The 24,626-nt window shown below is 49.3% G+C and carries 21 protein-coding genes and 1 pseudogene; 2 read left to right on the top strand and 20 right to left on the bottom strand.

Annotated features, from left to right (window positions below):
- Positions 1–12 precede the first annotated feature (12 nt).
- The 17 genes from HMPREF1487_RS17025 to HMPREF1487_RS16945 all read right to left on the bottom strand — a co-directional run bounded on the left by HMPREF1487_RS17025 (position 13) and on the right by HMPREF1487_RS16945 (position 17,129).
- Positions 13–366 carry an Hpt domain-containing protein gene (locus HMPREF1487_RS17025; RefSeq protein WP_010797924.1) on the bottom strand — a complete coding sequence of 118 codons (354 nt, stop codon included), beginning with the start codon at positions 364–366 and terminating at the stop codon, positions 13–15.
- Between the two features lie 425 nt (positions 367–791).
- A complete protein-coding gene (gene fliJ / locus HMPREF1487_RS17020; protein WP_010797923.1) occupies positions 792–1,238 on the bottom strand; it encodes a flagellar export protein FliJ in 447 nt (148 codons plus the stop codon).
- Between the two features lie 6 nt (positions 1,239–1,244).
- Positions 1,245–2,591, bottom strand: a complete 1,347-nt coding sequence (gene fliI / locus HMPREF1487_RS17015) for a flagellar protein export ATPase FliI (RefSeq protein ID WP_010797922.1) — start codon at positions 2,589–2,591, stop codon at positions 1,245–1,247.
- Positions 2,581–3,363, bottom strand: coding sequence for a flagellar assembly protein FliH (gene fliH / locus HMPREF1487_RS17010; protein WP_010797921.1), 783 nt, complete (start codon positions 3,361–3,363; stop codon positions 2,581–2,583). Before fliH ends, fliI begins: the two co-directional genes overlap by 11 nt.
- 121 nt (positions 3,364–3,484) lie before the next feature.
- Positions 3,485–4,498, bottom strand: a complete 1,014-nt coding sequence (gene fliG, locus HMPREF1487_RS17005) for a flagellar motor switch protein FliG (protein WP_010797920.1) — start codon at positions 4,496–4,498, stop codon at positions 3,485–3,487.
- Positions 4,485–6,296: a flagellar basal-body MS-ring/collar protein FliF gene (gene fliF, locus HMPREF1487_RS17000; RefSeq protein ID WP_010797919.1), complete on the bottom strand. Its 1,812-nt coding sequence runs from the start codon at positions 6,294–6,296 to the stop codon at positions 4,485–4,487. The genes fliG and fliF overlap by 14 nt, the downstream gene beginning before the upstream one ends.
- An 11-nt stretch (positions 6,297–6,307) precedes the next feature.
- Positions 6,308–6,646, bottom strand: coding sequence for a flagellar hook-basal body complex protein FliE (gene fliE / locus HMPREF1487_RS16995; protein WP_010797918.1), 339 nt, complete (start codon positions 6,644–6,646; stop codon positions 6,308–6,310).
- A gap of 331 nt (positions 6,647–6,977) precedes the next feature.
- Positions 6,978–7,346 carry a ComEA family DNA-binding protein gene (locus HMPREF1487_RS16990; RefSeq protein ID WP_010797917.1) on the bottom strand — a complete coding sequence of 123 codons (369 nt, stop codon included), beginning with the start codon at positions 7,344–7,346 and terminating at the stop codon, positions 6,978–6,980.
- Between the two features lie 154 nt (positions 7,347–7,500).
- On the bottom strand, positions 7,501–8,430 hold the full coding sequence (gene rfbD / locus HMPREF1487_RS16985; protein ID WP_010797916.1) for a dTDP-4-dehydrorhamnose reductase: 930 nt from the start codon (positions 8,428–8,430) through the stop codon (positions 7,501–7,503).
- On the bottom strand, positions 8,427–8,963 hold the full coding sequence (gene rfbC / locus HMPREF1487_RS16980) for a dTDP-4-dehydrorhamnose 3,5-epimerase (RefSeq protein WP_010797915.1): 537 nt from the start codon (positions 8,961–8,963) through the stop codon (positions 8,427–8,429). The genes rfbD and rfbC overlap by 4 nt, the downstream gene beginning before the upstream one ends.
- Entirely contained in the window at positions 8,963–9,844 is an 882-nt protein-coding gene (gene rfbA, locus HMPREF1487_RS16975; RefSeq protein WP_010797914.1) for a glucose-1-phosphate thymidylyltransferase RfbA, read from the bottom strand. Before rfbA ends, rfbC begins: the two co-directional genes overlap by 1 nt.
- 62 nt (positions 9,845–9,906) lie before the next feature.
- Positions 9,907–10,971, bottom strand: a complete 1,065-nt coding sequence (gene rfbB, locus HMPREF1487_RS16970; protein WP_010797913.1) for a dTDP-glucose 4,6-dehydratase — start codon at positions 10,969–10,971, stop codon at positions 9,907–9,909.
- A 339-nt stretch (positions 10,972–11,310) separates the two neighbouring features.
- Complete coding sequence (locus tag HMPREF1487_RS16965; RefSeq protein WP_010797912.1) at positions 11,311–13,299, bottom strand: polysaccharide biosynthesis protein; 1,989 nt, start codon at positions 13,297–13,299, stop codon at positions 11,311–11,313.
- A gap of 44 nt (positions 13,300–13,343) precedes the next feature.
- Positions 13,344–14,363 (bottom strand): MraY family glycosyltransferase, encoded by a 1,020-nt coding sequence (locus tag HMPREF1487_RS16960; RefSeq protein ID WP_010797911.1) that lies wholly within the window; start codon positions 14,361–14,363, stop codon positions 13,344–13,346.
- Positions 14,363–15,322 (bottom strand): UDP-glucose 4-epimerase family protein, encoded by a 960-nt coding sequence (locus HMPREF1487_RS16955; RefSeq protein ID WP_010797910.1) that lies wholly within the window; start codon positions 15,320–15,322, stop codon positions 14,363–14,365. The genes HMPREF1487_RS16960 and HMPREF1487_RS16955 overlap by 1 nt, the downstream gene beginning before the upstream one ends.
- The gene (locus HMPREF1487_RS16950; RefSeq protein ID WP_010797909.1) at positions 15,323–16,234 is read right to left on the bottom strand and encodes a glycosyltransferase; all 912 of its coding nucleotides are present in this window, start codon (positions 16,232–16,234) and stop codon (positions 15,323–15,325) included.
- Positions 16,224–17,129 carry a glycosyltransferase family 2 protein gene (locus tag HMPREF1487_RS16945; RefSeq protein ID WP_010797908.1) on the bottom strand — a complete coding sequence of 302 codons (906 nt, stop codon included), beginning with the start codon at positions 17,127–17,129 and terminating at the stop codon, positions 16,224–16,226. Before HMPREF1487_RS16945 ends, HMPREF1487_RS16950 begins: the two co-directional genes overlap by 11 nt.
- A gap of 1,031 nt (positions 17,130–18,160) precedes the next feature.
- On the opposite strand from HMPREF1487_RS16945, the gene HMPREF1487_RS16935 reads away from it, so the two are divergent.
- Positions 18,161–19,435, top strand: coding sequence for a rhamnan synthesis F family protein (locus HMPREF1487_RS16935; RefSeq protein WP_010797906.1), 1,275 nt, complete (start codon positions 18,161–18,163; stop codon positions 19,433–19,435).
- Positions 19,432–19,656, top strand: coding sequence for a hypothetical protein (locus tag HMPREF1487_RS16930; RefSeq protein WP_010797905.1), 225 nt, complete (start codon positions 19,432–19,434; stop codon positions 19,654–19,656). Before HMPREF1487_RS16935 ends, HMPREF1487_RS16930 begins: the two co-directional genes overlap by 4 nt.
- A gap of 473 nt (positions 19,657–20,129) precedes the next feature.
- Here HMPREF1487_RS16930 and HMPREF1487_RS26845 read toward each other — a convergent pair.
- The 3 genes and pseudogenes from HMPREF1487_RS26845 to rpsA all read right to left on the bottom strand — a co-directional run bounded on the left by HMPREF1487_RS26845 (position 20,130) and on the right by rpsA (position 24,608).
- Positions 20,130–20,966 (bottom strand): annotated as a pseudogene (locus HMPREF1487_RS26845) (IS5 family transposase).
- A gap of 1,476 nt (positions 20,967–22,442) precedes the next feature.
- A complete protein-coding gene (gene ihfB, locus HMPREF1487_RS16920) occupies positions 22,443–22,727 on the bottom strand; it encodes an integration host factor subunit beta (protein WP_010797903.1) in 285 nt (94 codons plus the stop codon).
- A gap of 201 nt (positions 22,728–22,928) precedes the next feature.
- Positions 22,929–24,608 carry a 30S ribosomal protein S1 gene (rpsA, locus tag HMPREF1487_RS16915; protein ID WP_010797902.1) on the bottom strand — a complete coding sequence of 560 codons (1,680 nt, stop codon included), beginning with the start codon at positions 24,606–24,608 and terminating at the stop codon, positions 22,929–22,931.
- Positions 24,609–24,626: the final 18 nt, after the last annotated feature.

The following is a 24,626-nucleotide window of genomic DNA, read 5'->3' as shown; positions in this document are numbered from 1 at the left end:
AACGGCTGAAAATCACGCGTGCCGTTGCCGTTCCGACTTGAACAGAATGCGCACAATGGCAAACTCGCGTTGAACGCTTTCGATCTTTTCATCTATAACGGACAAGGGAGCGTTTCGACGGGCAGCTTCCTCCAAGTCCCGGCAAAGATTTGTCAGAACGACGGCGCCCATGTTACTGGAACTTCCCTTGAAGCTGTGAGCCACATGCCGAAGCTGTACCAGCTCCTGTTCGGCATAGGCCTCCTTCAACGCACGGATACGCTCTTCCGAGTCGGAAATATAGGTGTCGAGCAGATTACCGTACTCGTCCTCCATAATTTCCTGCAGGGCAAGCAGAGTATCGGTATCTAAGTGTGGCAATGACATGGTAGGACTCACTCATCAGGCCAAAGATGCCAGACGAAATGGCAAAGTAACATGAGGATGAAACGTAAGAGCTCTGCTACACAACGCTGACATATCAAGCCCTCCGTTAGGAGTTAGGTTAAACAAACCTTCTGTCAGTGCGATTTTGGCAAAGCTGGCACTCTAATGGCACCCCTGGAACACAATAATTTGTTCTAAAGCGCTCATTACTACCGTTTATATCAGTGGACTTACGCTGGAAGGCGCTCTGGTAATTGCTCTTTTACCAGACTTTGGAAGGTAAACATAAGCCCGACGTCAAAATTCCAGCGAATGAGCAACAGAGGATCTATGTTGCTGGAAAATTAGCTGCCAACCCTCAGGATCTCTTTTAGAAGGTTTGGCAAGAAATAAAAAGGGCCTGCAAAAAGGCCGGCCCTTTTTCCTTACATCCGAACCCGTTGCAAAAGCCGTTGGGAAAACTCATCCATCTGCTTCTGCTCTCGCTTGTCCTCAACCAGCCGCTGTTCCTGGCGATATTTCTCTACCAGCTTTTTCAAACCTTCCAAGCGTGCGTATCGTTGCTGCCAGGATTGGCGTGCCTTTTCGACAACATCGCGGTGCCAGTTAGTGCTCCGCTCCTGCTGCGCAATGGCATCCTCCAACTGACTGAGGAAACGCTGATAACCGATCATCCACTGGCCTGACACACCCTGACTTCCCGCATTCAGCCATTGCTTGTGGTAATCGTCCCGGTAGCGCTGCAGGTCAGCAAGTTTTTGCTCTGCCTGCATCAGTTGTGTCTGACACTTACCTAATTGCCGAGCAGCGTCCCGCTCCTCCTGCTCACTCATGTCTATCACTGGGGTCAACCGCTCAGCACGACCTTTCATGATTCATCAGCTCTCCAGCAATACGCCTAGATTTTGCCCGCTCTGCTCGAGCGACTCGCTTTCATTCAGTCCTTGGCGCAAGTACTGCTGCATCGCAGGGTAGCGCTTGATTGCCTGGTCAGTTTCAGGATCGCCGCCTGGTACATAGGCGCCCACACTGATCAAATCGCGGCTTTGCTGGAAGCGAGACCACAACTGTTTCATACGCTGGGCATTACGCAAATGCTCAGGACTTACGACCTGCGGCATCACTCGGCTGATCGACGCTTCAATGTCAATGGCAGGGTAATGACCTTCTTCCGCCAGACGACGGGACAAAACAAAGTGACCATCCAGCACCCCTCGCGCCGCATCAGCGATCGGGTCCTGCTGATCATCACCCTCTGACAGTACAGTGTAGAACGCCGTGATAGAACCACCGCCCTTTTCAGCATTACCCGCGCGCTCCACCAAGCTGGGCAGCTTGGCAAACACGGATGGCGGATAACCCTTTGTCGCTGGCGGCTCACCAATAGCCAGTGCGATTTCACGCTGAGCCTGTGCATACCGGGTCAGAGAGTCCATCAGCAACAGAACGTTTTTACCCTTGTCACGAAAGTACTCTGCAATACGTGTGCAATACATGGCTGCACGCAGACGCAGCAGAGGCGCATCATCCGCTGGCGAGGCAACAACGACGGAACGCTTGATGCCCTCTTCGCCCAGGATGTGCTCGATAAATTCCTTAACCTCACGACCCCGCTCACCGATCAGCCCGACAACGATGATGTCCGCCTTGGTAAAGCGGGTCATCATGCCGAGCAGCACGCTCTTACCAACACCAGTACCGGCAAACAGTCCAAGACGCTGACCGCGTCCTACCGTCAACAAACCATTGATACTACGTACACCAACATCAAGCGGCTCATGAATAGGCTCGCGCTTGAGCGGGTTGATGGTCGGGCCGTCGATCGGCACCCAATCCTCGGCGCGCATCCGCCCTTTGCCATCGAGGGCATTACCCAACCCATCGAGCACACGCCCTAACATCGACATTCCCATAGGCAGGCGTCCGGTATCAGGCAGAGGCACGACACGCGCCCCAGGAGCAATACCTGCCAGACTGCCAATCGGCATCAAAAAGGTTCTATCACCTGAAAACCCCATGACCTCGGCTTCTACCTGAGCATGTTGGTAGGTACCTCCATTGATGACCCGGCAGCGACTTCCGACTGCAGCACGCAAGCCTTCTGCCTCAAGCGTCAAACCCACCATGCGCAGCAGACGCCCTTCGATTACGGGCTCACCCGGGAGGCTTACTGCATCAATATAACCACCCAGTCGACGCTGGAAACTCAGGCGATCAAGATGCATCAGCAGCATCCTCCAAAGGAATATGCAGGTCAGGGTCGGCAGGCTGTGTAGCCTGATGGCGTTGCTGTTCCATAATCTGCGTCAGTGCCTGAGCCAGTCGCGTTTCGATACTTGCATCGATTACGCTGTTCTCGCTTTCGATACGGCAACCACCCGGCAGCAGGTTTTCATCTTCCAACAGCTTCCAACGCTCATCGTGCCGATCACGCAGGGCCTTCACCAAATCGAAGTCCTGCGGGTTGAGATGAATGCGGATATTCTCAGCACCCATGGGCAAAAGCTTCAGCGCCTCACGCAGGATACGTTGCAGCTGCGTAGAATCGTCTTTCAACTCACGTTGGATCACTTGTTTGGTGACATGCTCGACCAGACGAACCAACGCCTGCTCCAGCTCCCGATCCTGCTGGGCGATTGGCTCGAGCAGCTGCTCCATAACGATTTCCAGACTTCGCAGCTTGGCTGTCAATGCTACTTCAGCCTCTTGCCGCGCTCTTACCTGCCCGGAGTGAAAACCATCGCGCTCACCGGCAGTGAAGCCTTCGTTGTAAGCCTCTTGCCGAATGGCCTCTAGCTCTTCCAACGTCAACGGCTTGACTTCCTCTACCGGAACGTCTTCAACGGTGACGGTTTCCTCTTCCGCTGCTTCCGGCTCTGGATCAGGCTCAACGGCCACGTCTTCAACATGGTTGCTATCCAGATCAGGCAAAAGCCATCGCTCGAAGATACTGACTTCCTTCGCGCGAATCAGATCGCTAGCGTCCTCTTTGTTCATGACTCACCTGACAGAAAAGCTACGGTATGCCAGGTAGATAGCAAAGCTTGGGCCAACTCAGAATAAAAAAAGCCCGACCACTGCAAATACACAGTGACCGGGCTCGAAACCACTTGGTGATTTACACCATTTCTTCGCCGCCCTTGGCACCCAGGACGATCTCGCCAGCCTCAGCCATACGGCGGGCCACTGCGATAACCTCTTTCTGCGCCCCTTCCACCTCGGAGATACGAACCGGGCCACGGGACTCCAAGTCATCACGCAGCAACTCGCCTGCACGCTTGGACATGTTGCGGAAGAACTTGTCCTTGATCCCGTCATCTGCGCCCTTAAGCGCCAGAACCAGGATATCGGAAGAGACTTCACGCAGCAGCGCCTGAATACCCCGATCATCCACATCAACCAGGTTGCCGAAGACAAACATAAGGTCTTCGATCTGAGCAGACAGCGCATCGTCCACTTCGCGGATAGCGTCCATGAGCGGAGCCTCAACCGCGCTATCCAGATAGTTCATGATGTCGGCTGCACGCTTCACGCCACCCAGCGTCGTACGGGCGGAGCTTGCACTACCCGAGAACTGCTTCTCCAGAATCATATTCAATTCTTTCAGTGCTGCTGGCTGGACCGTATTCAGCGAAGACACCCGCAGGATAATGTCCAACCGAATCTTCTGATCAAAATGCGCCAGAACTTCGGCAGCCTGATCCGCATCCAGGTAAGCCACTACAATCGCCTGGATTTGTGGGTGCTCGTAACGGATGACATCCGCGACCGCACGAGGCTCCATCCACTTGAGGCTATCCAGGCCGCTCGTATTACCACCCAGCAGAATCCGGTCGATCAGACCGTTAGCCTTGTCTTCGCCCAGGGCCTGGGTCAGCATCTTGCGGATATAACCGTCAGTGCCTACACCCAGGCTGGTCTGCTCACCTACCACTTCGATAAAGTTGCCCAGTACATGCTCGGCCTGGTCACGACTGATGTTACGCACTTGAGCCATCGCAGTACCGACGCGCTGTACTTCTTTCGGGCCCAGGTGACGCAGGATCTGGGCAGCGTCTGCCTCACCCAGGGAGAGCAGCAGAACAGCGGCTTTATCGACATTGCTCATGCTGTTGAATTCACTCGTCGGCATTGATCCAGTCCCTCACAACTTGGGCAACCAGGCCCGGGTCTTCAGTCACCAATTGCTTGATGGCATTGAGTTGTACTTCGTAGTTTTCGCTAGGTCCAGGCAACATCAGCGCTGCAGGACTTGCCAGACTTACCTTGTCATCGGCCAGATCACCACCACTCAGGCCGCCCGCTCCACTACCCGCCAGATCTCCAGCACCACCCATACCATCAGCCAGTGCCAAGTCCTTGCTCTTGTTGGTACCTGCCAGGTTGTTCAGAACAGGGCGCAGGACACCAAACACCAGGACCAGGATAAACAGCACACCTAGACCTTGCTTAACGACATCCCAGAACCAGGGCTGCGAGTAGAAGGGGATACTTTCCACATCATCAGCAGCGATCGGAGCAAAGGGAGCGTTGATCACGCTAACACTATCACCACGACTTGCATCGAAACCTACCGCGTCTTGCACCAGGCGAGTAAAACGAGCCAGGTCATCTGCACTCCAGGGCGTATGACTTACCTGCCCTGTCGCTGCATCCAATTTCACTTGATCATCCAACACTACCGCTACAGAGAGACGACGTACTCGACCTTGCTGCTGGCGGGTGTAGCTGATACTGCGATCCAACTCATAATTACGTGTGCTTTGGTCACGCTTGTCTGTCGGATAAGGCACTGTCGCCGGCAGACCTGTCTTCGGGTCAGTAATGAACTGATCATTAGGGTCACGAATCAGCTGACCCGGCGCCGTAAAGTTGGTACCCGCTGCCGCTGTTGCGTTCTCAGGTGCAGTGGCTGGTCCAGGCGGCTGGTTCGACAAGGCTCCCGGCACACCCTGCGGCCCACCGCCGGCAGTTTGACGCTGTTCGGTATTGATCTGCTCGCTGCGCAGTGCGGGCTGATCAGGGTTAAACTGCTCGGACGTTGACTCAACCGCATTGAAATCTACATCTGCCGATACTTCTGCCTTGAAGCGACCGTTTCCTACGATTGGCTGCATCATGTTTTGCACACGTTGAGTCAATGTGCTTTCGATGCGGTTCGTATAATCCAGCTGCTTACCTGCAACACTGAACTCAGACTGGTTCAGTTGATCCGACAGGAGCTGTCCCTTCTGATCGACTACCGTTACCTGAGACTTCGTCAACTCTGGAACACTGGTAGCAACCAGATTAACGATCGCCATTACTTGCCCAGTTTCCAAGGTACGGCCTGGATACAACTCGACCAGAACCGAAGCCGTCGGCTTGCGTTCATCCCGTACGAATACAGAACTCTTCGGAATCGCCAAATGAACACGTGCACTTTTAATGCCATTCAAGCTGGCAATCGTACGAGACAGTTCACCCTCAAGGCCGCGACGGTAATTTGCCGCTTCCATGAATTGGCTGGTTCCCAGAGGCTGCTCCTTGTCCAACAGCTCGAAACCAACGATACCGTCAGTAGGCGCTACGCCAGCGCTGGCCATTTTCAAGCGAGCACGGCCCAGATCGTCCGCCTTTACCAACAAGGCACCGGTATTAGGATCAACCTTGTAGTTGATATCGGCTGAAGTCAGCGCTTCAACTACCTGATTGGCATCCAGGCCTGACATACTGCCATACAAGGGGCGGTAATCAGGCTGCTGTGACCACAGCACTACTGCAAACCCTAAGGCAACGCTGGCAGCCAAGCCAACCATAAGGCCTACTTGACGCAAGATCGGCATTTCAGACAGGTTGTCTAGAAAGCCCAGGCCCGGAAAAGGCTTCTTGGATGCGCCAGAGGCGTCTACCTTAGCGGGAACCTGATTATTGAGGGCGGTGTCGGCCATTCAATCTATCCTCAGATAGGCATCTGCATAATGTCTTGGTAGGCCTGGACCATCTTGTTACGGACTTGGGTCATGGCCTGGAAGGAAACGCTAGCTTTCTGCGAGGCAATCATGACTTCCGTCAGATCAACGCCGCCTTGACCAAGCTCGAACGCTGTGGCCATCTCATTGGAAACCTTTTGCGTCTCGTTGACTTTACGGACAGCCTGTCCAAGTAAATCCGGAAAGCTGGGAACATTTGCAGCACCCTCAACACCGACAGGGCTCGCAACGGGCTTTCGCGCCATTGCCTCTGTCTGCATGGAGCGCATCTCCAGCATTAAACGATTGAACTCAACACCTTGAACCATTTCACCCTCCAACCAGCGCAGATTTTTGACGCCGCGCTTTTAGCTATACCTTGATGTAGCAATGGCGATGCCAAGTTTTGTCTGTCAGCTGAAATTGGCTAACTGAACCGGCTTGGCGCCAGGTTTCAATCACTATCAAGGTCAGAGCAATTAACAGGCCAGAAAGGGGTTTGGGCGAAAGCAGCCTAGCGTTGAACTAAGTAAGGCTAGGCGCTTAAGCGAAGAAAATGGTTTAGATACCTTGGGGAAACGCAATTAGTAAAATTTGGCTCAACAACTACCGTGTGCCAAAAGAATAACTCTGGCTAGTTGGCTACCAGCACCGCTTTTGTCAATTGATTGTCAGGACGTCAGAATTCTTTTCCAAGATTGCAGGTCCAATGCCCTTAACTTCTATCAACTCGTCAATCGCCTGAAACGGGCCATGCGCATTCCGATAATCAACGATCGCTTTTGCTTTGGCAGCTCCAACACCTTTAAGTCTTTTGTCCAGCGTAGCGGCATCTGCCGTGTTGATATTGACCTTACTGGAAGAAACAGGTCCAGAGGATCTGGACACCTCTGTAGAGGTCCGCGCGATAGGTACAGGTTTGGGTAACTGATAATGCAGCGGATCACCGTACGTCTCAGCATAGGCAACAGAAGTGAGCGTAAAAAGAGTAAAACAGACGGCAATACGAAATAATAGAAGTGCGCGCATAAATAGACATCCTTTTCCAAGCGCATAATTGACGTTCAACTACAGGAGAGTTTGAGCCTGTATCCTTGGCCTCACTCGAAATTAAATGCATATGCTACCAACCACTCACGCCTTATCAGAAAGGCCAACTACTGGCAGCATCACATTATTAACGTTACGCACTTACCTGATTGGGTGCATTCTTTGCGTGAGCAGCGGTTGCAGCTATTAATGCATCAAGGGAGTCATTAACCCCTGTCTTCCAATCGCTCGGGTCAACACCAAACCGTTTCTTGAGTAGCGTGCTGTCTAGTACCGAATAGGAAGGACGACGCGCTGGGGTAGGAAAATCAGCAGTCGTAATCCCGTTTACCTTGGGAAGCTTATTGATAATTCCCTTCTCAAGCGCAACATCAAGAATATACCGCGCGAACCCACACCAGGTAACAGCATCGCTGCCCCCATAGTGATAGAGACCAAATAACTGGGAGTCATCAATAGTAGCGATACGATGAGCCACCAACAGTAAAGCATCGGCAATATGCCCTGCGTAAGTGGGCGTCCCTTGCTGGTCGTCCACCACCTGTAGCTTGTCTCGCTCCGAGGCCAGGCGGAGCATGGTTTTCATGAAGTTATTTCCATGCTCGCTAAACACCCAAGCCGTTCTCATGATGACATGATTCGGACAGGCATCCTGAATACGGTACTCACCTTCCAACTTGGTCGCCCCGTATACACCTGACGGCCCCACGGGGTCATCAGGTGTATATGGAACAGAAGCATCACCCGAAAATACATAGTCGGTAGAAATATGTAATATCGAACAGCCGTGCTCATGGCAAAGCTTGGCTAACGTAGCAGGACCCTTGATATTAGCGCGTGCCGCTACATCAGGCTCCATTTCCGCCTTGTCCACTGAGGTATAGGCTGCAGCGTTTATCAGCACAGATGGCTTGAAACGCTGCAGGTGCTCGGCCACAGAGCGCTCATCTGCAATGTCCAACGTGGCACGACCATGCGCTTCCCACGCCAAGTCACTGCGCTTCAAGCGATCAATCAGGCATTGTCCTACCTGACCATTTCCCCCTGCGACCATGACTCTCATTTATAAAGCTCCACCAAGCGTAGGCCTTGAGCATCCTTGGCTGACAACTGAGGATCAGAGATCTTCCAGTCAATACCCAGATCAGGATCATTCCAGATCAAGCATCCCTCGGCGGAAGGATCATAATAGTCAGTACATTTGTATTCAAAATCCGCTGTCTCAGAAAGTACAACGAAACCATGAGCAAGCCCTGGCGGGATCCAAAGCTGCCGCTTGTTGTCCTCAGAAAGGATTTCCGCAACCCAGCGACCAAACGTAGGCGAGTCTTGACGGATATCAACAGCCACATCCAACACTTCGCCCTTTACGCAACGAACGAGCTTGCCTTGCGGACGGCTGCGCTGAAAATGCAGGCCACGTAATACACCTCTCGTTGAGCGTGAATGATTGTCCTGCACAAAAGGCAATGTTATGCCAGCCAGCTCTGCATAGCGATCGGCTTGAAACGTTTCTAGAAAGAATCCCCGCGAGTCGCCAAAGACTCGCGGCTGAATGATCTTTACGTCTGCAATGATCGTATCGATCACTTCCATCATCGATCTCCTGCAATCAAGCGGGCCAGATATTGACCATAGCCTGTCTTGCTCAAGGCCTCGGCCTGCAGTGCTACCTGCTCGCGAGTAACCCACCCCTTCTGAAAGGCAATCTCTTCAAGGCAGGCAACCTTGAGACCCTGACGCTTTTCAATGGTCTGGACAAAATGCCCAGCCTCTAGCAACGCATCATGAGTCCCGGTATCAAGCCAAGCGAAGCCGCGGCCAAGAACGGAAACATTCAGATCGCCGCGACGCAAATACTCATTATTGACATCGGTAATTTCAAGCTCACCGCGCGGTGACGGCTTGATATTGGCTGCAATCTCAAGTACGTCGTTATCGTAGAAGTAAAGACCAGTCACTGCATAGTTGGACTTAGGCTTTTTAGGCTTCTCTTCGATGCTGATGGCTTTGCCATTTTCATCGAATTCAACGACACCGAAACGCTCTGGATCAGCAGTGTAATAACCAAATACCGTTGCGCCTTGTTCACGGGACGCAGCGTTTATAAGCGTTTCGCTGAAATGCTGACCATAAAATATGTTGTCACCCAGAACAAGACAGACATTATCCTGACCAACAAACTCGGATCCAATTATAAACGCCTGAGCTAGTCCATCGGGACTTGGCTGCTCCGCATAACTAAGTTCGATACCATATTGACTACCATCACCCAGCATGCGCTTGAAACCTGGCAAGTCTGTCGGTGTAGAAATTATGAGAATCTCCCGAATACCGGCCAGCATTAACACCGACAAAGGATAATAAATCATCGGCTTATCGTAGACAGGCAGTGACTGCTTCGAAACACCTAGTGTGATGGGGTGCAAACGGGTTCCAGAACCGCCCGCCAACAATATCCCTTTATACTTTTTCATTACGCGTCCCTCTCAATCGATATAGGCTTAAGGATCTAAATACAAATAACCCTGGCTGAAAATTAAACAGCTTCACCCAATCGCTCGAGACGGTAAGCACCAGAAAGAACGCGCTGCCACCAGGAACGGTTGTTGAGGTACCACTGAACAGTCTTACGAAGCCCTGTTTCAAAGCTTTCCTGCGGAACCCAACCAAGCTCCGACTCAATTTTGCTGGCATCAATCGCATAGCGTAGGTCATGGCCTGGGCGGTCTTTCACAAAAGTAATCAAGTCGCGGTAGGCTGTGATACCAGCTGGCTTTTCAGGTGCCAACTCTTCGAGCAAATCACAAATAGCTTCTACCACTTCCAGGTTACGCTTTTCGTTATGTCCGCCAATATTATAGGTCTCACCTATAACACCCTTGGTTACAACGGTGTAGAGCGCACGGGCATGGTCTTCAACGAATAGCCAATCGCGGATCTGCGAGCCGTCACCATATACGGGTAACTGCTTGCCATGCATGGCGTTCAGAATAACGTGAGGAATCAATTTTTCCGGGAAGTGGAACGGTCCGTAGTTATTCGAACAATTAGTGATCAGCACCGGCAATCCATAGGTGCGCCCCCATGCGCGTACCAGATGATCGCTGCCCGCCTTGCTGGCTGAATAGGGAGAGCTTGGCGCATAAGGTGTCGTTTCGGTAAACAAGTCGTCCGTGCCATGCAGATCCCCGAACACCTCATCTGTGGAAATATGATGGAAGCGGAACGCTTCTTTCCGGTCGGCATTGAGTCCAGACCAATAGGCACGAGCCACTTCTAGAATAATTCCGGTCCCCAAAACGTTGGTCCGAATGAACTCAGCCGGCCCCTCGATAGAGCGATCCACATGTGACTCGGCAGCAAGGTGCATCACCGCATCGGGCTGAAATGAATCGAAGACAGTTTTTAGGGCAGGTGCATCGCAGATGTCGACCTGATGAAACTCATACCGATCAGATGACGCGACCTCATTTAGCGACTCAAGGTTGCCTGCGTAAGTCAGTTTGTCGACGTTTGCCACATGGCAATTCGTCTCGTTGATCAAAAAACGGACCACTGCAGAACCAATGAAACCCGCACCACCAGTTACCAGCACTTTCATCCTGAACCTGCCTTTTTAAACGCCTGCGCCAGTTAGCAAAACGCGCAAGGCACAGCTAAAAAATCATAAATTCCTGTTAAGCAGCCAATACAGCTCAACAGGCGTCTCGTTCCCTAGATTTAGAACGCAAGCCCTAAGGCTGATGAATAGCACCACCCGCCATCAAGACCTGACTTAAACAGCTTTGACTTAGAAAAGTTTCCACGAAGAAAGAAAAACTTAACTCAATGTGCTCATCATCAAAAATTTCTCTGAAAGATTCTTAATTGCATCTACGCTGATCTATATTCTATTTTACTGCTTAATAAAGGCGAAAGGATGGTTAACACGAGCTACTTATTATCTGTCCCGACGGCTTTGTACGTATAACCAATCGACGATTTCGCCCTGCGGTACATATCCCACTACGGTTTCGCGCAATAGCTGCCTAATGCGAGAATAATCATCTGCCTGCACCGCTGACTTTAGATCAGCCAGCACTAGCTTGAAGGCATCCCAAGACACGAAATCCTCACTGGCCCGCATGATCATTGGATGCTCTGTAGGCAAGACGTTGTCACCAATCAACAGCTCCTCGTAGAGCTTCTCCCCCGGGCGCAGACCAGTGAACTCAATGGCAATATCTCCGTGGGGATTTTTCTCCGAACGGACTGTCATGCCCGAGAGGTTGATCATCTTTTCCGCCAGCTCCACGATCTTGACTGGCTCACCCATATCAAGTACGAATACATCCCCTCCCGCACCCATGGACCCCGCCTGAATGACGAGCTGAGCCGCCTCGGGAATGGTCATGAAAAAACGAGTAATGCCAGGATGCGTCACGGTTACCGGACCGCCCTTGCGAATCTGAGCGCGAAACAGCGGTATTACAGAGCCAGAGGATCCCAAGACGTTACCGAAACGAACCATGGTAAAGCGCGTCTTATTGACACGATGAATTCCACCTTGCTCACCAAACAGCGTTGGAGCAGATTCTTGACTCAAGGCCTGTAGCACCATTTCTGCAAGCCGCTTGCTACTCCCCATCACATTCGTCGGTCGTACAGCCTTATCCGTGGAGACTAAAACAAAGTGCTCGATACCTGCCTGAATGGCCGCCTCGGCAGTATTAACGGTACCAAATACATTGTTCAGCACGCCTTCGACAATATTGTGCTCAACTATAGGAACATGCTTGTACGCAGCGGCATGATAAATAGTATTGACTTTCCATGACCTCAAAATGTGCAGCAAGTGTTTGTTGTTACGCACCGATCCTAGAATCGGAACCAGAGAAATGGGCAAGGATTCGCGCTCTATAGCGCCCGCCAACTCCTGATGAATGCTATAGAGATTAAACTCTGAGTGATCAAATAGAATTAGCCCTAATGGACCCTGGCCCATAATCTGGCGGCATAGTTCGGAGCCAATCGATCCACCCGCTCCGGTGACTAAAACAACCTTACCGCGAATACAACGCTCAAAAAGCGCCTGGTTCGGTGCAACCTGGTCCCGTCCAAGCAAGTCTGCAATATCAACTTCCTGAATATCCTCGACCTTGACTTTGCCGCTAGCCAGATCGGTAATACCCGGAACAGTACGAACATGCAAAGGGTAAGGTTCCAGCTGAGCCAATACCTCACGCCGGCGAGCACGTGAAGATGAAGGGATAGCTAACAATACCTCTTCCGCCCCGGTTTCATTGAGCATCTGCTGAATATGTTTAGGGCGGTAAACTTTAAGTCCAGCAATAACACGACAGGCAATACTCTTGTCGTCATCGATGAACGCAACAGGTCGCATTGCACGCCCCGCACGGAGCGCAGCGACTAACTGATTACCAGCCGAGCCAGCCCCATAAATCGCGACCCTAGGCAGTCCAGTCTGCTGGCGCATAAAGGGAACACTGGTCAATGCCGCATACCAATCGCCGAGAAAGTACTGTCTAATGGCCAAGCGTAGCCCGCCAATCATGAACAAGCTCAACCACCAGAAGTTGAAGATCATCGACCTTGGAACAATCTCGGGCTTGTCCTGATACCAGTAGATCACTAGGGACAACACTAACACCGAAAGCGTAACAGCTTTGGCAATAGCCATCATTGCGTCATACCCCAAGTAACGCATGACTGCACGGTACATACCAAAGCGGATGAACAGTGGAATACATATTACTGGAGCCGAAGCAAACAGCCAGGCGTGACCACTAAAGGGCTCGATACTTTCAGAGGTTCCGAGACGTATGAAGAAGGCGAGCCATAAGGCGACCCAGATCAGAATCAGATCTGCAGCTATTTGAACAATACGCTTTTTACGACGACTTAGGCTGACTAATCGCTCGCGTAGCATAACTACAGCTCCCTCAAATCCTTCACCAATCCTACCAATATGATCTATCGAGAGCTTTCCGGCCTTCCTGCCTCATAACGAACGGCAAGATAGATCAAGGGAACGTAGGCAACAGCCACGCCTATAACTCCCGATAGATAACCTGTACCAACCAAAAGTGCCGTAGGTATAAGCAAAATAGTATTGATTAACAGAACGGCCAACGTGACGGGGCGATGCCCATTGTGAAAGCGCGCAGCAGATTGGTATGCGTGACTTCTATGAGCCTCATAAACCTTTTCGCCTCTAAGCAAGCGACGAAACAGCGTAAAGGAAGCATCCGTCACAAATACACCTAATAAGATAATCCATGCCACAAAAAAAGCCGGATCAAGCCGTGCAGCCAGGATAGAAAGACATCCTAAAATGATTCCTAAAAACCCACTGCCCGCGTCCCCCATGAAAATTCTAGCGGGCGGAAAATTTAGAATCAAAAAGCCTAAGACGGCAGCCACTAACAGCAACGGGAGCCATGCAATGGCACCGTGTCCGGTAATCCAGAATAGAGCGGCACCGCCTGCTCCTACGCAAATCGCCTCGACACTTGCAATGCCATCGATCCCATCCATGAAATTATAGAGATTAAGCAGCCAGACCAGATAAAACAACGCAAACGCGTTGCCCAACCAGCCAAAATTAATAGCCGTATTATTAATCATGACCGTTGGAAATCCTTGCAACCACCAGAGCCCCCAAGCAGCGCAAGCAAAATGCCCGAGCAGCCTCCACCTGGCCGGAATATGACCATGGTCATCAATAAAACCAATTAGAGCAACGCCACATGCCGCACCGAGCAACGCGACAAGATCCGTCCAATAGAGATTGGCGCCAATAAATTGCCAGACCAAGGTGGCGATAGAAAACACGATAACTATAGCTAAGCCACCACCCCGGGGCGTAGGAATAGAGTGAGAGCTGCGCACACTAGGAATATCCATAAGATGTCCCTTTAACGCATAACGCCGAACGTAGTGTGTCATAGCCCAAGACGCGACGACCGTGCAGACAGCCAAAAATAGCGTCATCAGCTTTCCTTGCTTCTCAAAAAATCAATTGCAGTAGCTTGGAGAGCATCGTTCACAGCTACAGGCGGCCGCCAACCGGTGATATCAAGGTTCTTGGAAATATCGACTTGCAGGGAACGGCACACTCGCTGAGATAACGCACCCTTCCCAAGAAGGGTTGCACCAACCTCTACCAATCCTCGAGGTACAGGAATCAACCTTATGGGACGCTCTAAAAATCGGGCTAGGCGCTTAAGCAGCTCAGTAGTAGAAAGGTCTTCTCCATCACTCACCATAAAGGTCTGACCGGCAGCAGCCGGATGAAAAAGGCATGTTGAAATGAAATCCACCAAGTTGTTGACCGAAACCAGGCTGCGACGATTATCGATAGCACCCAACGGCAATGGAATGCCTTTGTCTAACCAACGTAGCATAGTAAGAAAATTGGCTTTTACGCCTGGCCCATATACCAGTACCGGACGAATAATGGTGACCTCCATTACTCCATTTCTTGCCAGCTCCATGAGCTGCTGTTCGGCAGTCCATTTTGAAATGGCATAGGCATCGGAAGGCTGGGGTGCGTCTAAGGGAGAAAAAGGTTGTTCGGGTACCGTCTCGTCACCGTTGACCTTTACCGAGCTGACAAAGACAAACCGACGCACCCCATGGGCAGCCGCCAGACGCGCAAGCTTCATCGTTCCGTCGACATTTACCCGCTGGTACTCACCCAGCCCCTGCCCTGGCTTTTCGTGCATGGCATGAACCTTAGCAGCGCAATGGACGACACTCTCGACACGGTGGCGTCGAAAAGCACTAGCATCCAGACTTGTAAAATCTGCTTGACAGGGCTGTACAAGATCGCTTGCAGTCTCGATTGTCATACGAGACATCGCCACAACCTCATGTCCCTGCTGATTTAACGCCGAGACAAGATTAGAGCCTACAAAACCGGCTGCCCCGGTTACCAGAACTCTAGCCATCTACCGGTACAGCCCTAGCAATATGAAGAGAGCTAAAGCGATCCGATCCGTTAGCTTCCGCCTGGTCTTATTGACCTCAACCAGCAAACGAATCGCGCTTAAACGTTCTTTCTTTAAGATGATATGGGCGATACCCGGGGTATCTTCTAGACCAAGACAGCGGATGATCTTCCGCGACTCGTCTCGGTACCACCCACCTTTTATGCGCCTGATTCGGCTCAAGGCTGAGCGGACACCTACATTGGCTCCCACAACATTACCTCCATGCTGTCTGTACAGAACAGAAGGCCACGGATCGATATACCATTGCGCCTCAGAGCTACGACCATACGCGTAAATGAGCCAATCATGAAGCGCGACCTCATTGACAGCCGACCAATTTTCTTCCATGAACGCTTGTAAACGCTGAGCAAAGGCCCTACCCATCACGTAGGAACATCCGGGACCAGCCGCCTCAAAAAGATAATCATAAGCGCGCATTGGCTGCGCCTTATCCAGGAGACGTTGCCGACCATCCTCCCAAAATGCCATGACATTACCCGAATAGACCTCAGCTTGCCGTTCGATCAGTACTTGGTGAGCTCTAATCAATTTATTCTCAAGCCAGATATCGTCTTGGTCAGCCAAGGCTAGATAGTCAAATCCAGAAATGTCTATATCGCGTATCAAGCGATAGAAGTTCTTGGCTGCCCCACCAAACCGCTCGATCTGTGGCAAAACACATATGCGAGAATTTTTAGAGGCAAGCGAAAGTACATGCTCATATGTTTCATCAGACGAGATGTCGACACTGATAAATACGACGACATCTACACTCCGCTGCTCGAGAATACTGGAGAGCTGGTCGTCAATCCAAAGCATGCCGTTGTAAGCCGCAAGCGCCACGGCGAACCGCGGCCGCCTAAGCATCATTTACAAACCGCCTACTTGCACATAATTTCAGGCCATCGAGCAGCCCTTTGACTCCCGCCCTGGCATAGGCGAGCCGACTGCCTTTTTGCGTTGCAACAAGTATTAGTTGGTGGCATATCCCTTGCACTCCTTCCTTAACAATTAAAAGGATGGGAATATGCTTCAGCCCCGCAAGGATAAAAACATTACGTAGACGGTAATAACGGCGGAACGGTGAATGGACAGGCACTTTCCAGCGACCAAAGGACAAGGTGTCGTCCCCAATTTTGTGCTCCATCAGGGCATCGGGGACTACAAAAATCTCGTACCCCTTCGCGACGGCACGCAGGCACCACTCCGTATCAACATAATCAATAAACAGTGCCTGCTGTAATAAACCCACATCATTCAGAACATGAACAGGGACCAAAGTGCCTGAAGAAATACAACAAGATACCTGTATAGGTTCAGAGGCGCTTGATGGAATGATTTTCCGCACCAAACCTAATTTATCGATCCGAATAACGGGATAGTAGAAACCAAGCTCGGAGTCCCGATAAATTGGACCGACAGCGCCAACTCGATGTCTAACCGATAGCCTATCGAACTCTTGGCTAAGCGAAGCGATCATACCTTCAGGCACCACGCTGTCCTGATCGAAAAAAATAATCCCGTCAGCGCCTGCCACTATTGCTTTTTGAATACCGATATTCTGAGCCTTGGCAATACCTACATTGCTCTCACATTGATGAACTTGCGCGATTTCAGAAAGTTCATCGATTTCCTCGACGCCAAGCGATGCATTATCCACAAGCATGACAGCATGAACTTGACGAGCAATTAGCTTCAGCTGCCTGCAGAGGGCTACCATGTCGGGATGATACGTAACAACGACCGCAACTATTACTCTCAGCATCATCCTGACCTAAATTTTCCGTCCACCCTAATGCCCGGGCCATATCTGTATTGCTGCCCTTTGATAGAGAAAAGCGTGAATTGTTCCGAGCAAAGCCAGCCGTAAAAGCCATGACCGGCTCGAAGCTAACAAGCGCAACCCATCAGCCATAACCGAGGAGGGGTATGAACTATCAGGTTTTCTTACTAATGATGAAAAGCAAGTCTGAAGATTGGAGAGACTAACCAAAGTCCGGCAAGAAAATTATTTAAAAAGGGTGACCGACACCTTGCTAGTGAGAACTGCGACACGTTTTTTTGTTTTTGCTCGCACCTTTTCACTATCTGCGCCTAATAGATGCTCTGCCGTCCAGCCAGTTGGTGCGACACTAGACCGGCTTCCAATCAAGTGATGCTGTAAGCTAAACATCTATATTTGTTTGATAACTCCAGTAACAGAGTTTGCTAGGAACAATCTTAACTGGTCTCTCGGTCACAAAACTCATGCCCAATAATGAGGATGGTACTAACTCAATGCATCTAGACAATTCTTCAGCACTCAACGATATCTATTCATCGATTAAATGTTCATCACCTATCGGCCTTCTAGGATGGCAGGCTGTAAGACAGCGCTACAAGAGATCTGCGCTAGGTCCATTCTGGTTAACAATTAGTATGGGCGTGATGACCGGCACCATGGGACTGGCCTTCGGCAATATTTAGGCCGGAAATTCTGCTCATGGATGAATGGCTTTCGGCAGAGGACGAAGACCTCTAACATAAGGGGAGGCAAGAATCAAGGAAATAATCAGCGCCAACAAGATTCTGGTCATAGCCAGGTATTCGCGGGAGCTAATTGAAAAAGTATGCAACCGTGCCATCTGGTTGGAGCATGGAACAGTAAAGATGATTAGATCTGCAAAAGATGTTACAGAAGCATATTTCAGCTGAATGAATGCCATGCCTCTAGCAGAAAAACCCTGCTCATTATCAGTTAACATAATTTCTATAAATATTAGGCTATACAGCAGTCAACCAGGACGGATGTATTAAATGCGACTCTTAAGCAAAATTTTAAACACGCTGGTATTTCAAGCAGCAAATAACTACTTAAAGCTTCAATCGTATCAGAACTGGAAAAAGTCAAAAAAATTCAAAGAACAAATTATTTTAGACAAGCCTTATGAAGGGCAAAAAATAATGCTCCTCGCACTATACGAGAAAGGCATTCTAAGAAATGACGTCATTGGCCTTCTTCAAAGCGCGAAGAAACAAGGCATATATACGATCTGTGTTAACACACTAAAACTAACCAGTATAGAAAAGCACAAAGACATCATTGATTGCTACATTGACAAGCATAACTACGGCCGGGACTTCGGCAGTTATAAAACTGGTTTTGAGCACCTTTTCAGGAGAGGCATGCAGAAAGACTGCCCTCGCCTTCTTATGATCAATGACAGCATATTTTTCAGCTCCAAGCACATCGATAAATTCTTGGAGGAAATGTTTGAGAGCAAAATAGAAGCACTGGGTGCAACTGAAAACTTTGAAATAGAGCATCATCTTGGCTCATTCTGTATAGCCCTTGATAAAAAGATACTCAATAACGAAGTATTTCAAAATTATTGGAAGAACTACGAGCTGACCGATGTACGACCAGATGTCATCAAGCGCGGGGAAATGGTGCTTTCCAAGACATTAAAGCGAGTGGTGACGTCACCTGATCAGTTCAAGGCGCTGTACGACTCAACACGTATTGCCAAAGTCCTAGAAACTCACACAGACCTAATCGACAGCCTGGTTACGCTATCCAGAGCATCCGAGCTTTTACCCTGGCCCACGTATTCTTCAGGTATCATGGTAAAAGGGCTTACAAAAAAATATCTTTATAGCAACCATAAGCTGATGCGCTTATGGGGCAAAGACGTTAAAAGCAATGAGATTGAAGATTTTGGGATGAACTTCGTTATGTCTACTAGATCCTTAGCAGGCTTTGTTTATAAGCATTTGGAAGATGTAGACCTAACATACGATGACGTTTATAAAACCATCTGTATAGAAGCGATAGCCCACTTTGTCGAAACATTCTCCAGAGGCTCACAGATTCATCAAAATAATATCTTTCTGCATCATATTGGCATGCCACTGATAAAGCTTGACGGGCTTTATCGAGGGATGTTTATCGCCCGCGATGTTGAAAGCCTCGCTCAGGATCTAGACGGTCACCAAGTAGACGAATTTAGGCAGCTTATGTATTCACGCCCGTTTGGCGGGAACGTGTTTTTCGGCTGGAAGCGTGCCGCATTTTATAGAGGCCTGATATGAAATTCAAAAATACATTTATTCATATTGGAATGGATAAAACTGGCAGCTCTCACCTTCAGAGCTGCTTCCAACAATTGGAGCTGAGCGGCACGTTCGAAAACATGATTTATCCTGTAAATATAGCTGGTGGCGACTTTCAAACGATACGAGGCGGTAATGCGTTAGACTTGGCGATGTCATTGTCTATGGCTGCCCCAAAGCGTTCTGCAAAGCGCGTATAGAAGCCAAAATCAAACAGTGATTAAGTAGAGCTAGCAGTGAAAAGGATCAACTGCTGCTGTCTTGTGAACATTTTTCCTCTGTAGAAAAGGAGCTCCCTAGCCGAACCCTTATGCACGCTAAAGCAGTACAGTTCTAATATTTCGCTTATTATTGTAGCCAGGTCCATAAGCGAACTGACTTATTCAAGTTATAACCAGTACATTAAAAGGCATGCAGCCACCTATGATATAATTAGTTTCTGAATGAATTCTACCTAGCAATAGCCAAAACCCTGAAAAAATTGGACACTGGAACTCAAGACATTTATGTACTGCTGTACAAAAAATGGGCTTCTTGGTGACTTTATTTACTAAAAAATTTATTGAAATAGGCGGAGCTTAATAATTTAATTGCGAACAGACCGCTAGATTTATGAAAACACGCCTTATCTAGAAAAAGATAAAAAATGATAGCCGCGCCATCAATGCCTCTACTAGGTTCTGTCTGAAAAAGATTTTCTCAAGCAAATCCGTATGCAGGCTAGAGAAATCATGGCTTCGAAGCTGCTGGTGAGTTTCTCGAAACGGGTGGCTAATCGGCGATGCTCCTTAAGCCAGCTAAAGAGCCTTTCAATCGCATTGCGTTTGCAATAGGCCGGTCGGTCAAAGAGTCTGGGCAGGCCTTTCTTGGGACGACAATGCATCTGGCGTAACGGGATGATGGGCTTGATCCTGAAGCGATCACAGTACTGACGCAGCGCCTCGCTGTCATAACCCTTGTCAGCCAGAACCGTACGGCACCGTTTGATCGGTCGACCTAGTGAAGACGGCAGGCAAACCTTGTCCAAGACAGTTGAAAAGTAGCGGCTATCGGAGTGATGTCCAGGCGAAACCGTTAAGCTTAAGGGGATGCCTTGTGTATCACACCAGATGGAGCTTGCTGGTCAGGCCACCGTGGCTGCGTCCCAGCGTTTGGTCACCCCTTTTTTAGCGGCACCCGAAGCCGCACGCGTTGCACGGATGGAGCTTGAGTCAACCATCCAGGTGTTGAGGCCAATACGACCGTCCTGCCTCAAGCTTAAATGAAGCCGTTTGAGCAGGGCCGTAAATAAAGAGCGGTCTCGCCAGGTACGGAAACGGTGATAGACCGTTTGCCAGGCTCCAAAGCGATCGGGCAAATCACGCCACTTAGCTCCTGAACATAGTACCCAAAAGATGCCATTAAGCATCAGGCGATCATCCTTGCGATGCCGCCCCCGTTGCTGCCTGTAAGAAATCAGATCGCTGATCCGCTCCCATGATTGATCGTCCAACTCGTAGCGCCCTGTCATCTCTGATCTCCGCCTAGAAAAGACATCACAGAGTAGCAAACCGATTTTTCAGACAGAGCGTAGACAGAATGAAAAAATAGAGCTCGCAGCCTTCAAAAAAGAAAATAATTGAATTCCTAACAGCAACTCTGGAAAGCGGACACCCATGAATCTGAAGACAAGCAGACCGAAATTATAAAACAGAAGCTCCTTATAGCCCTGGAGGAAATTGGCAAATATTCAAGCCAGCCTAGGTTCTTAAAGAATTACACGTCAACCCTATCACCATATAAAGAGCGTTTCGGCCCAATACATTATCTTCTTATCAAGCAGGATGCTTTGCGAGAAAAATGATCCTGAAGAAAATTATAAAATTCTTGGTACTTATGAAAATCGGCACACCTGCTTTAATTAAACTGGCGAAACGGATTACTACTCGATCCATTTTCCTTAATGAATTCTACTTTGTAAAACTCATCTTTCGGAAATTAGATAAAAAGATAATCATGAATCAGTGAAAATAAAATATTCTCAGCTTGAAACAAACTAATGATCGAGAACAAGAAGCCAAGTTATCACTTAAAAAAGAGCAAAGATTTATGATTCATATCAGCTTACGCATGCAATCAACGGCATATAAATAAATCAAAAGCCATCAAATAAAAAGACATTAAAAAAAATCGCTGCTTATATTTATATTAACTTAAATCATATAATCTATAACCAGGACCTAAACACCCAAGACACAAGCTTCATATCTACCTTTTTATTTTAAAAACAAGATATTCATGCAAAACATCTTAAACAAAACTACACTTACTTAAAACAATCCCAATACATCCTTTATTAAAAGCTAAAGTACATATTCTGCATTCACTACCAGATATTACAGGTAAAATTTTTACCTCCCGCAAAATAAACTAAGCCTTATAAAATAATAATATGCCTATTCATCGCCCTAGCGGAGTGCTCAAATTTTGCAACAGTCCCGCTTACCACCAAACCTCAAGAATCTCTCCAAGACGATAAAAAATCGATAAAATCAGCCTCAATCTAGTCTTGGATAGATAGTTAAAAATCTTGATGAGAGCTGTAGCCAATTAGCAACATTGTTTAGTAAAGTTATTAGTTAATAATAGAATAAGGTGATACATCAGCGCACCATGGCAAAAATCCTAGAATGGCTCGCTGCACACCGTCTTTGCAATTAGATACAAATTGTTCGCTTGGACTCAGAATCTTTAAAATTTAGAACTCATAGTATTCCGCGCCAATGCGATTCGAAGACTATAAATAAGGAGCCAAGGCCAGACACTCGCGATATAAATTCCGCACCCTAAAGCAACTGACAACATGATGTACCCCGTCTGCCGTGTCACATTTGAGCACTAAACAACTTACAGATATAAGGCGGACAAATCTTGCGTCTCTTTATCCGCATGGAACATTGCGATATGGTCCACCCGTCCACCCCATCAAGCTTTAACGCTACCAAGATTACTCCAGCTCATTGACACGATCTCGCAACTCTTTACCTGGCTTAAAATGCGGAACATATTTCCCATCCAACGTTACAGACTCTCCTGTTTTAGGGTTTCGCCCTGTACGAGGTGAACGATAATGCAAAGAGAAGCTGCCGAAGCCTCGTATTTCAATACGATCTCCGGTTGAGAGCGCTTGGGCCATTTGCTCAAGCATTGTCTTGATAGCCAGCTCAACATCGCGAGCTGACAGCTGCCCTTGCTCCGAAACGATACGTTCGATCAACTCCGACTTGGTCATGGAATTTTCCTTCTTTTTCAAGCGGCTAGATCATTTTTTAACTCTTTTAGCATGACCGCTTGGCTTTGAAAAGCATATACCCAGCAAAAGGCTGTAAATTTATTTGACGCTAAACATATAACTCCTTAGATCTGAGAAGCTTTTTTTAGGCAATAAAAAAGGGTGGCCTAAGCCACCCCTTTCTTAGAAAACCTAAGGTGATTAACCCTGGTTTTCCATCTGCGCCTTGATCAGGTCACCGATAGTAGTCGGGCCTGCGCTCGGCTCCTGCTTGTTACGCAGGGACGTCATCGCTTCCTTCTCATCGTCAACATCCTTAGACTTGACGGAAAGGCTGATCACGCGGCTCTTACGATCGATGCTGATGATCTTGGCTTCAACTTCGTCGCCTTCCTTCAGAACGTTACGCGCATCTTCAACGCGATCACGGCTGATTTCAGAAGCCTTCAGAACGCCTTCGATCTCATGGCCCAGAGTGATGATGGCGCCCTTGGCGTCAACTTCCTTCACAGTACCACGAACGATGGTGCCCTTCTCGTTCAGAGCAGCGTAGCTGGAGAACGGATCGTCTTCCAACTGCTTGATGCCCAGAGAAATGCGCTCACGCTCAGGATCAACGGACAGGATAACGGTATCCAGCTCATCACCCTTCTTGAAGCGGCGTACGGCTTCTTCGCCCGGCTCGTTCCAAGAAATATCGGACAGGTGAACCAGACCGTCTATGCCACCATCCAGACCAATGAAGATACCGAAGTCAGTAATGGACTTGATAGTACCGGAGATACGATCGCCCTTATTGAACTGACCGGAGAACTCTTCCCATGGGTTCGGACGGCACTGCTTGATACCCAGAGAGATACGACGACGCTCTTCGTCAATATCCAGAACCATAACTTCCACTTCGTCGCCAACCTGTACGACTTTGGACGGGTGGATGTTTTTGTTGGTCCAATCCATTTCGGATACGTGTACCAGACCTTCAACGCCTTCTTCCAGCTCAGCGAAGCAGCCGTAATCAGTCAGGTTGGTAACACGAGCCTGAACACGTGTACCTTCTGGGTAACGCGCCTTGATAGCAACCCATGGGTCTTCGCCCAGCTGCTTCAGGCCCAGGGATACGCGGTTACGCTCGCGATCAAACTTCAGAACCTTAACGTCGATCTCGTCACCAACATTAACGATCTCGGAAGGATGCTTGATACGCTTCCACGCCATGTCAGTGATGTGGAGCAGGCCATCTACGCCGCCCAGATCAACGAACGCACCGTAGTCGGTGAGGTTCTTGACGATACCGCGAACCTGCTGACCTTCCTGCAAGGACTCCAACAGCGCTTCACGCTCGGCACTGTTCTCAGCCTCAAGAACGCTACGGCGAGAAACAACAACGTTGTTGCGCTTCTGGTCAAGCTTGATGACCTTGAACTCTAGCTCTTTGCCTTCCAGGTGGGCAGTGTCACGCACAGGACGGACATCAACCAGGGAGCCTGGCAGGAAAGCGCGGATGCCGCTAACGTCAACAGTGAAACCACCCTTGACCTTACCGTTGATAACACCCTTAACCACTTCGTCAGCGTTGAACGCAGCTTCCAGGACCAACCAGGACTCAGCGCGCTTGGCTTTCTCGCGAGACACTTTGGTTTCGCCGAAACCGTCTTCCACGGCATCGAGAGCCACATGGACTTCATCGCCCACGTTGATGGTCAGCTCGCCTTGTTCGTTGTAGAACTGCTCGAGCGGAACAAGACCCTCAGATTTCAGGCCAGTGTCGACAACTACCCAGTCACCATCGATGGAAACCACAGTACCTGTGATGATGGCACCCGGTTGCATGTCGAGGGATTTCAGACTTTCTTCAAAGAGTTCTGCGAAGCTTTCGCTCATGTTTATACCTGTAATGTT

Origin of the sequence: Pseudomonas sp. HPB0071 (genome assembly GCF_000478505.2) — a bacterium.
Taxonomy (GTDB): Bacteria; Pseudomonadota; Gammaproteobacteria; order Pseudomonadales; family Pseudomonadaceae; genus Chryseomonas; species Chryseomonas luteola.
Note: the sequence above shows the minus strand (reverse complement) of the source record. Positions and strands in the feature narration are given on the sequence as shown.

Coding starts and splice junctions, on each gene's coding strand:
- ihfB (WP_010797903.1), bottom strand. CDS start 22,727: ATGACCAAGTCGGAGTTGATCGAACGTATCGTTTCGGAGCAAGGGCAG.
- HMPREF1487_RS16950 (WP_010797909.1), bottom strand. CDS start 16,234: ATGATGCTTAGGCGGCCGCGGTTCGCCGTGGCGCTTGCGGCTTACAAC.
- rfbA (WP_010797914.1), bottom strand. CDS start 9,844: ATGAAAAAGTATAAAGGGATATTGTTGGCGGGCGGTTCTGGAACCCGT.
- HMPREF1487_RS16955 (WP_010797910.1), bottom strand. CDS start 15,322: ATGGCTAGAGTTCTGGTAACCGGGGCAGCCGGTTTTGTAGGCTCTAAT.
- rfbB (WP_010797913.1), bottom strand. CDS start 10,971: ATGAAAGTGCTGGTAACTGGTGGTGCGGGTTTCATTGGTTCTGCAGTG.
- rfbC (WP_010797915.1), bottom strand. CDS start 8,963: ATGGAAGTGATCGATACGATCATTGCAGACGTAAAGATCATTCAGCCG.
- fliI (WP_010797922.1), bottom strand. CDS start 2,591: ATGCATCTTGATCGCCTGAGTTTCCAGCGTCGACTGGGTGGTTATATT.
- rpsA (WP_010797902.1), bottom strand. CDS start 24,608: ATGAGCGAAAGCTTCGCAGAACTCTTTGAAGAAAGTCTGAAATCCCTC.
- HMPREF1487_RS17025 (WP_010797924.1), bottom strand. CDS start 366: ATGTCATTGCCACACTTAGATACCGATACTCTGCTTGCCCTGCAGGAA.
- fliH (WP_010797921.1), bottom strand. CDS start 3,363: ATGAACAAAGAGGACGCTAGCGATCTGATTCGCGCGAAGGAAGTCAGT.
- HMPREF1487_RS16930 (WP_010797905.1), top strand. CDS start 19,432: ATGAAATTCAAAAATACATTTATTCATATTGGAATGGATAAAACTGGC.
- HMPREF1487_RS16945 (WP_010797908.1), bottom strand. CDS start 17,129: ATGCTGAGAGTAATAGTTGCGGTCGTTGTTACGTATCATCCCGACATG.
- fliF (WP_010797919.1), bottom strand. CDS start 6,296: ATGGCCGACACCGCCCTCAATAATCAGGTTCCCGCTAAGGTAGACGCC.
- HMPREF1487_RS16965 (WP_010797912.1), bottom strand. CDS start 13,299: ATGCTACGCGAGCGATTAGTCAGCCTAAGTCGTCGTAAAAAGCGTATT.
- fliJ (WP_010797923.1), bottom strand. CDS start 1,238: ATGAAAGGTCGTGCTGAGCGGTTGACCCCAGTGATAGACATGAGTGAG.
- rfbD (WP_010797916.1), bottom strand. CDS start 8,430: ATGAGAGTCATGGTCGCAGGGGGAAATGGTCAGGTAGGACAATGCCTG.
- fliG (WP_010797920.1), bottom strand. CDS start 4,498: ATGCCGACGAGTGAATTCAACAGCATGAGCAATGTCGATAAAGCCGCT.
- HMPREF1487_RS16960 (WP_010797911.1), bottom strand. CDS start 14,363: ATGACGCTATTTTTGGCTGTCTGCACGGTCGTCGCGTCTTGGGCTATG.
- fliE (WP_010797918.1), bottom strand. CDS start 6,646: ATGGTTCAAGGTGTTGAGTTCAATCGTTTAATGCTGGAGATGCGCTCC.
- HMPREF1487_RS16935 (WP_010797906.1), top strand. CDS start 18,161: ATGCGACTCTTAAGCAAAATTTTAAACACGCTGGTATTTCAAGCAGCA.
- HMPREF1487_RS16990 (WP_010797917.1), bottom strand. CDS start 7,346: ATGCGCGCACTTCTATTATTTCGTATTGCCGTCTGTTTTACTCTTTTT.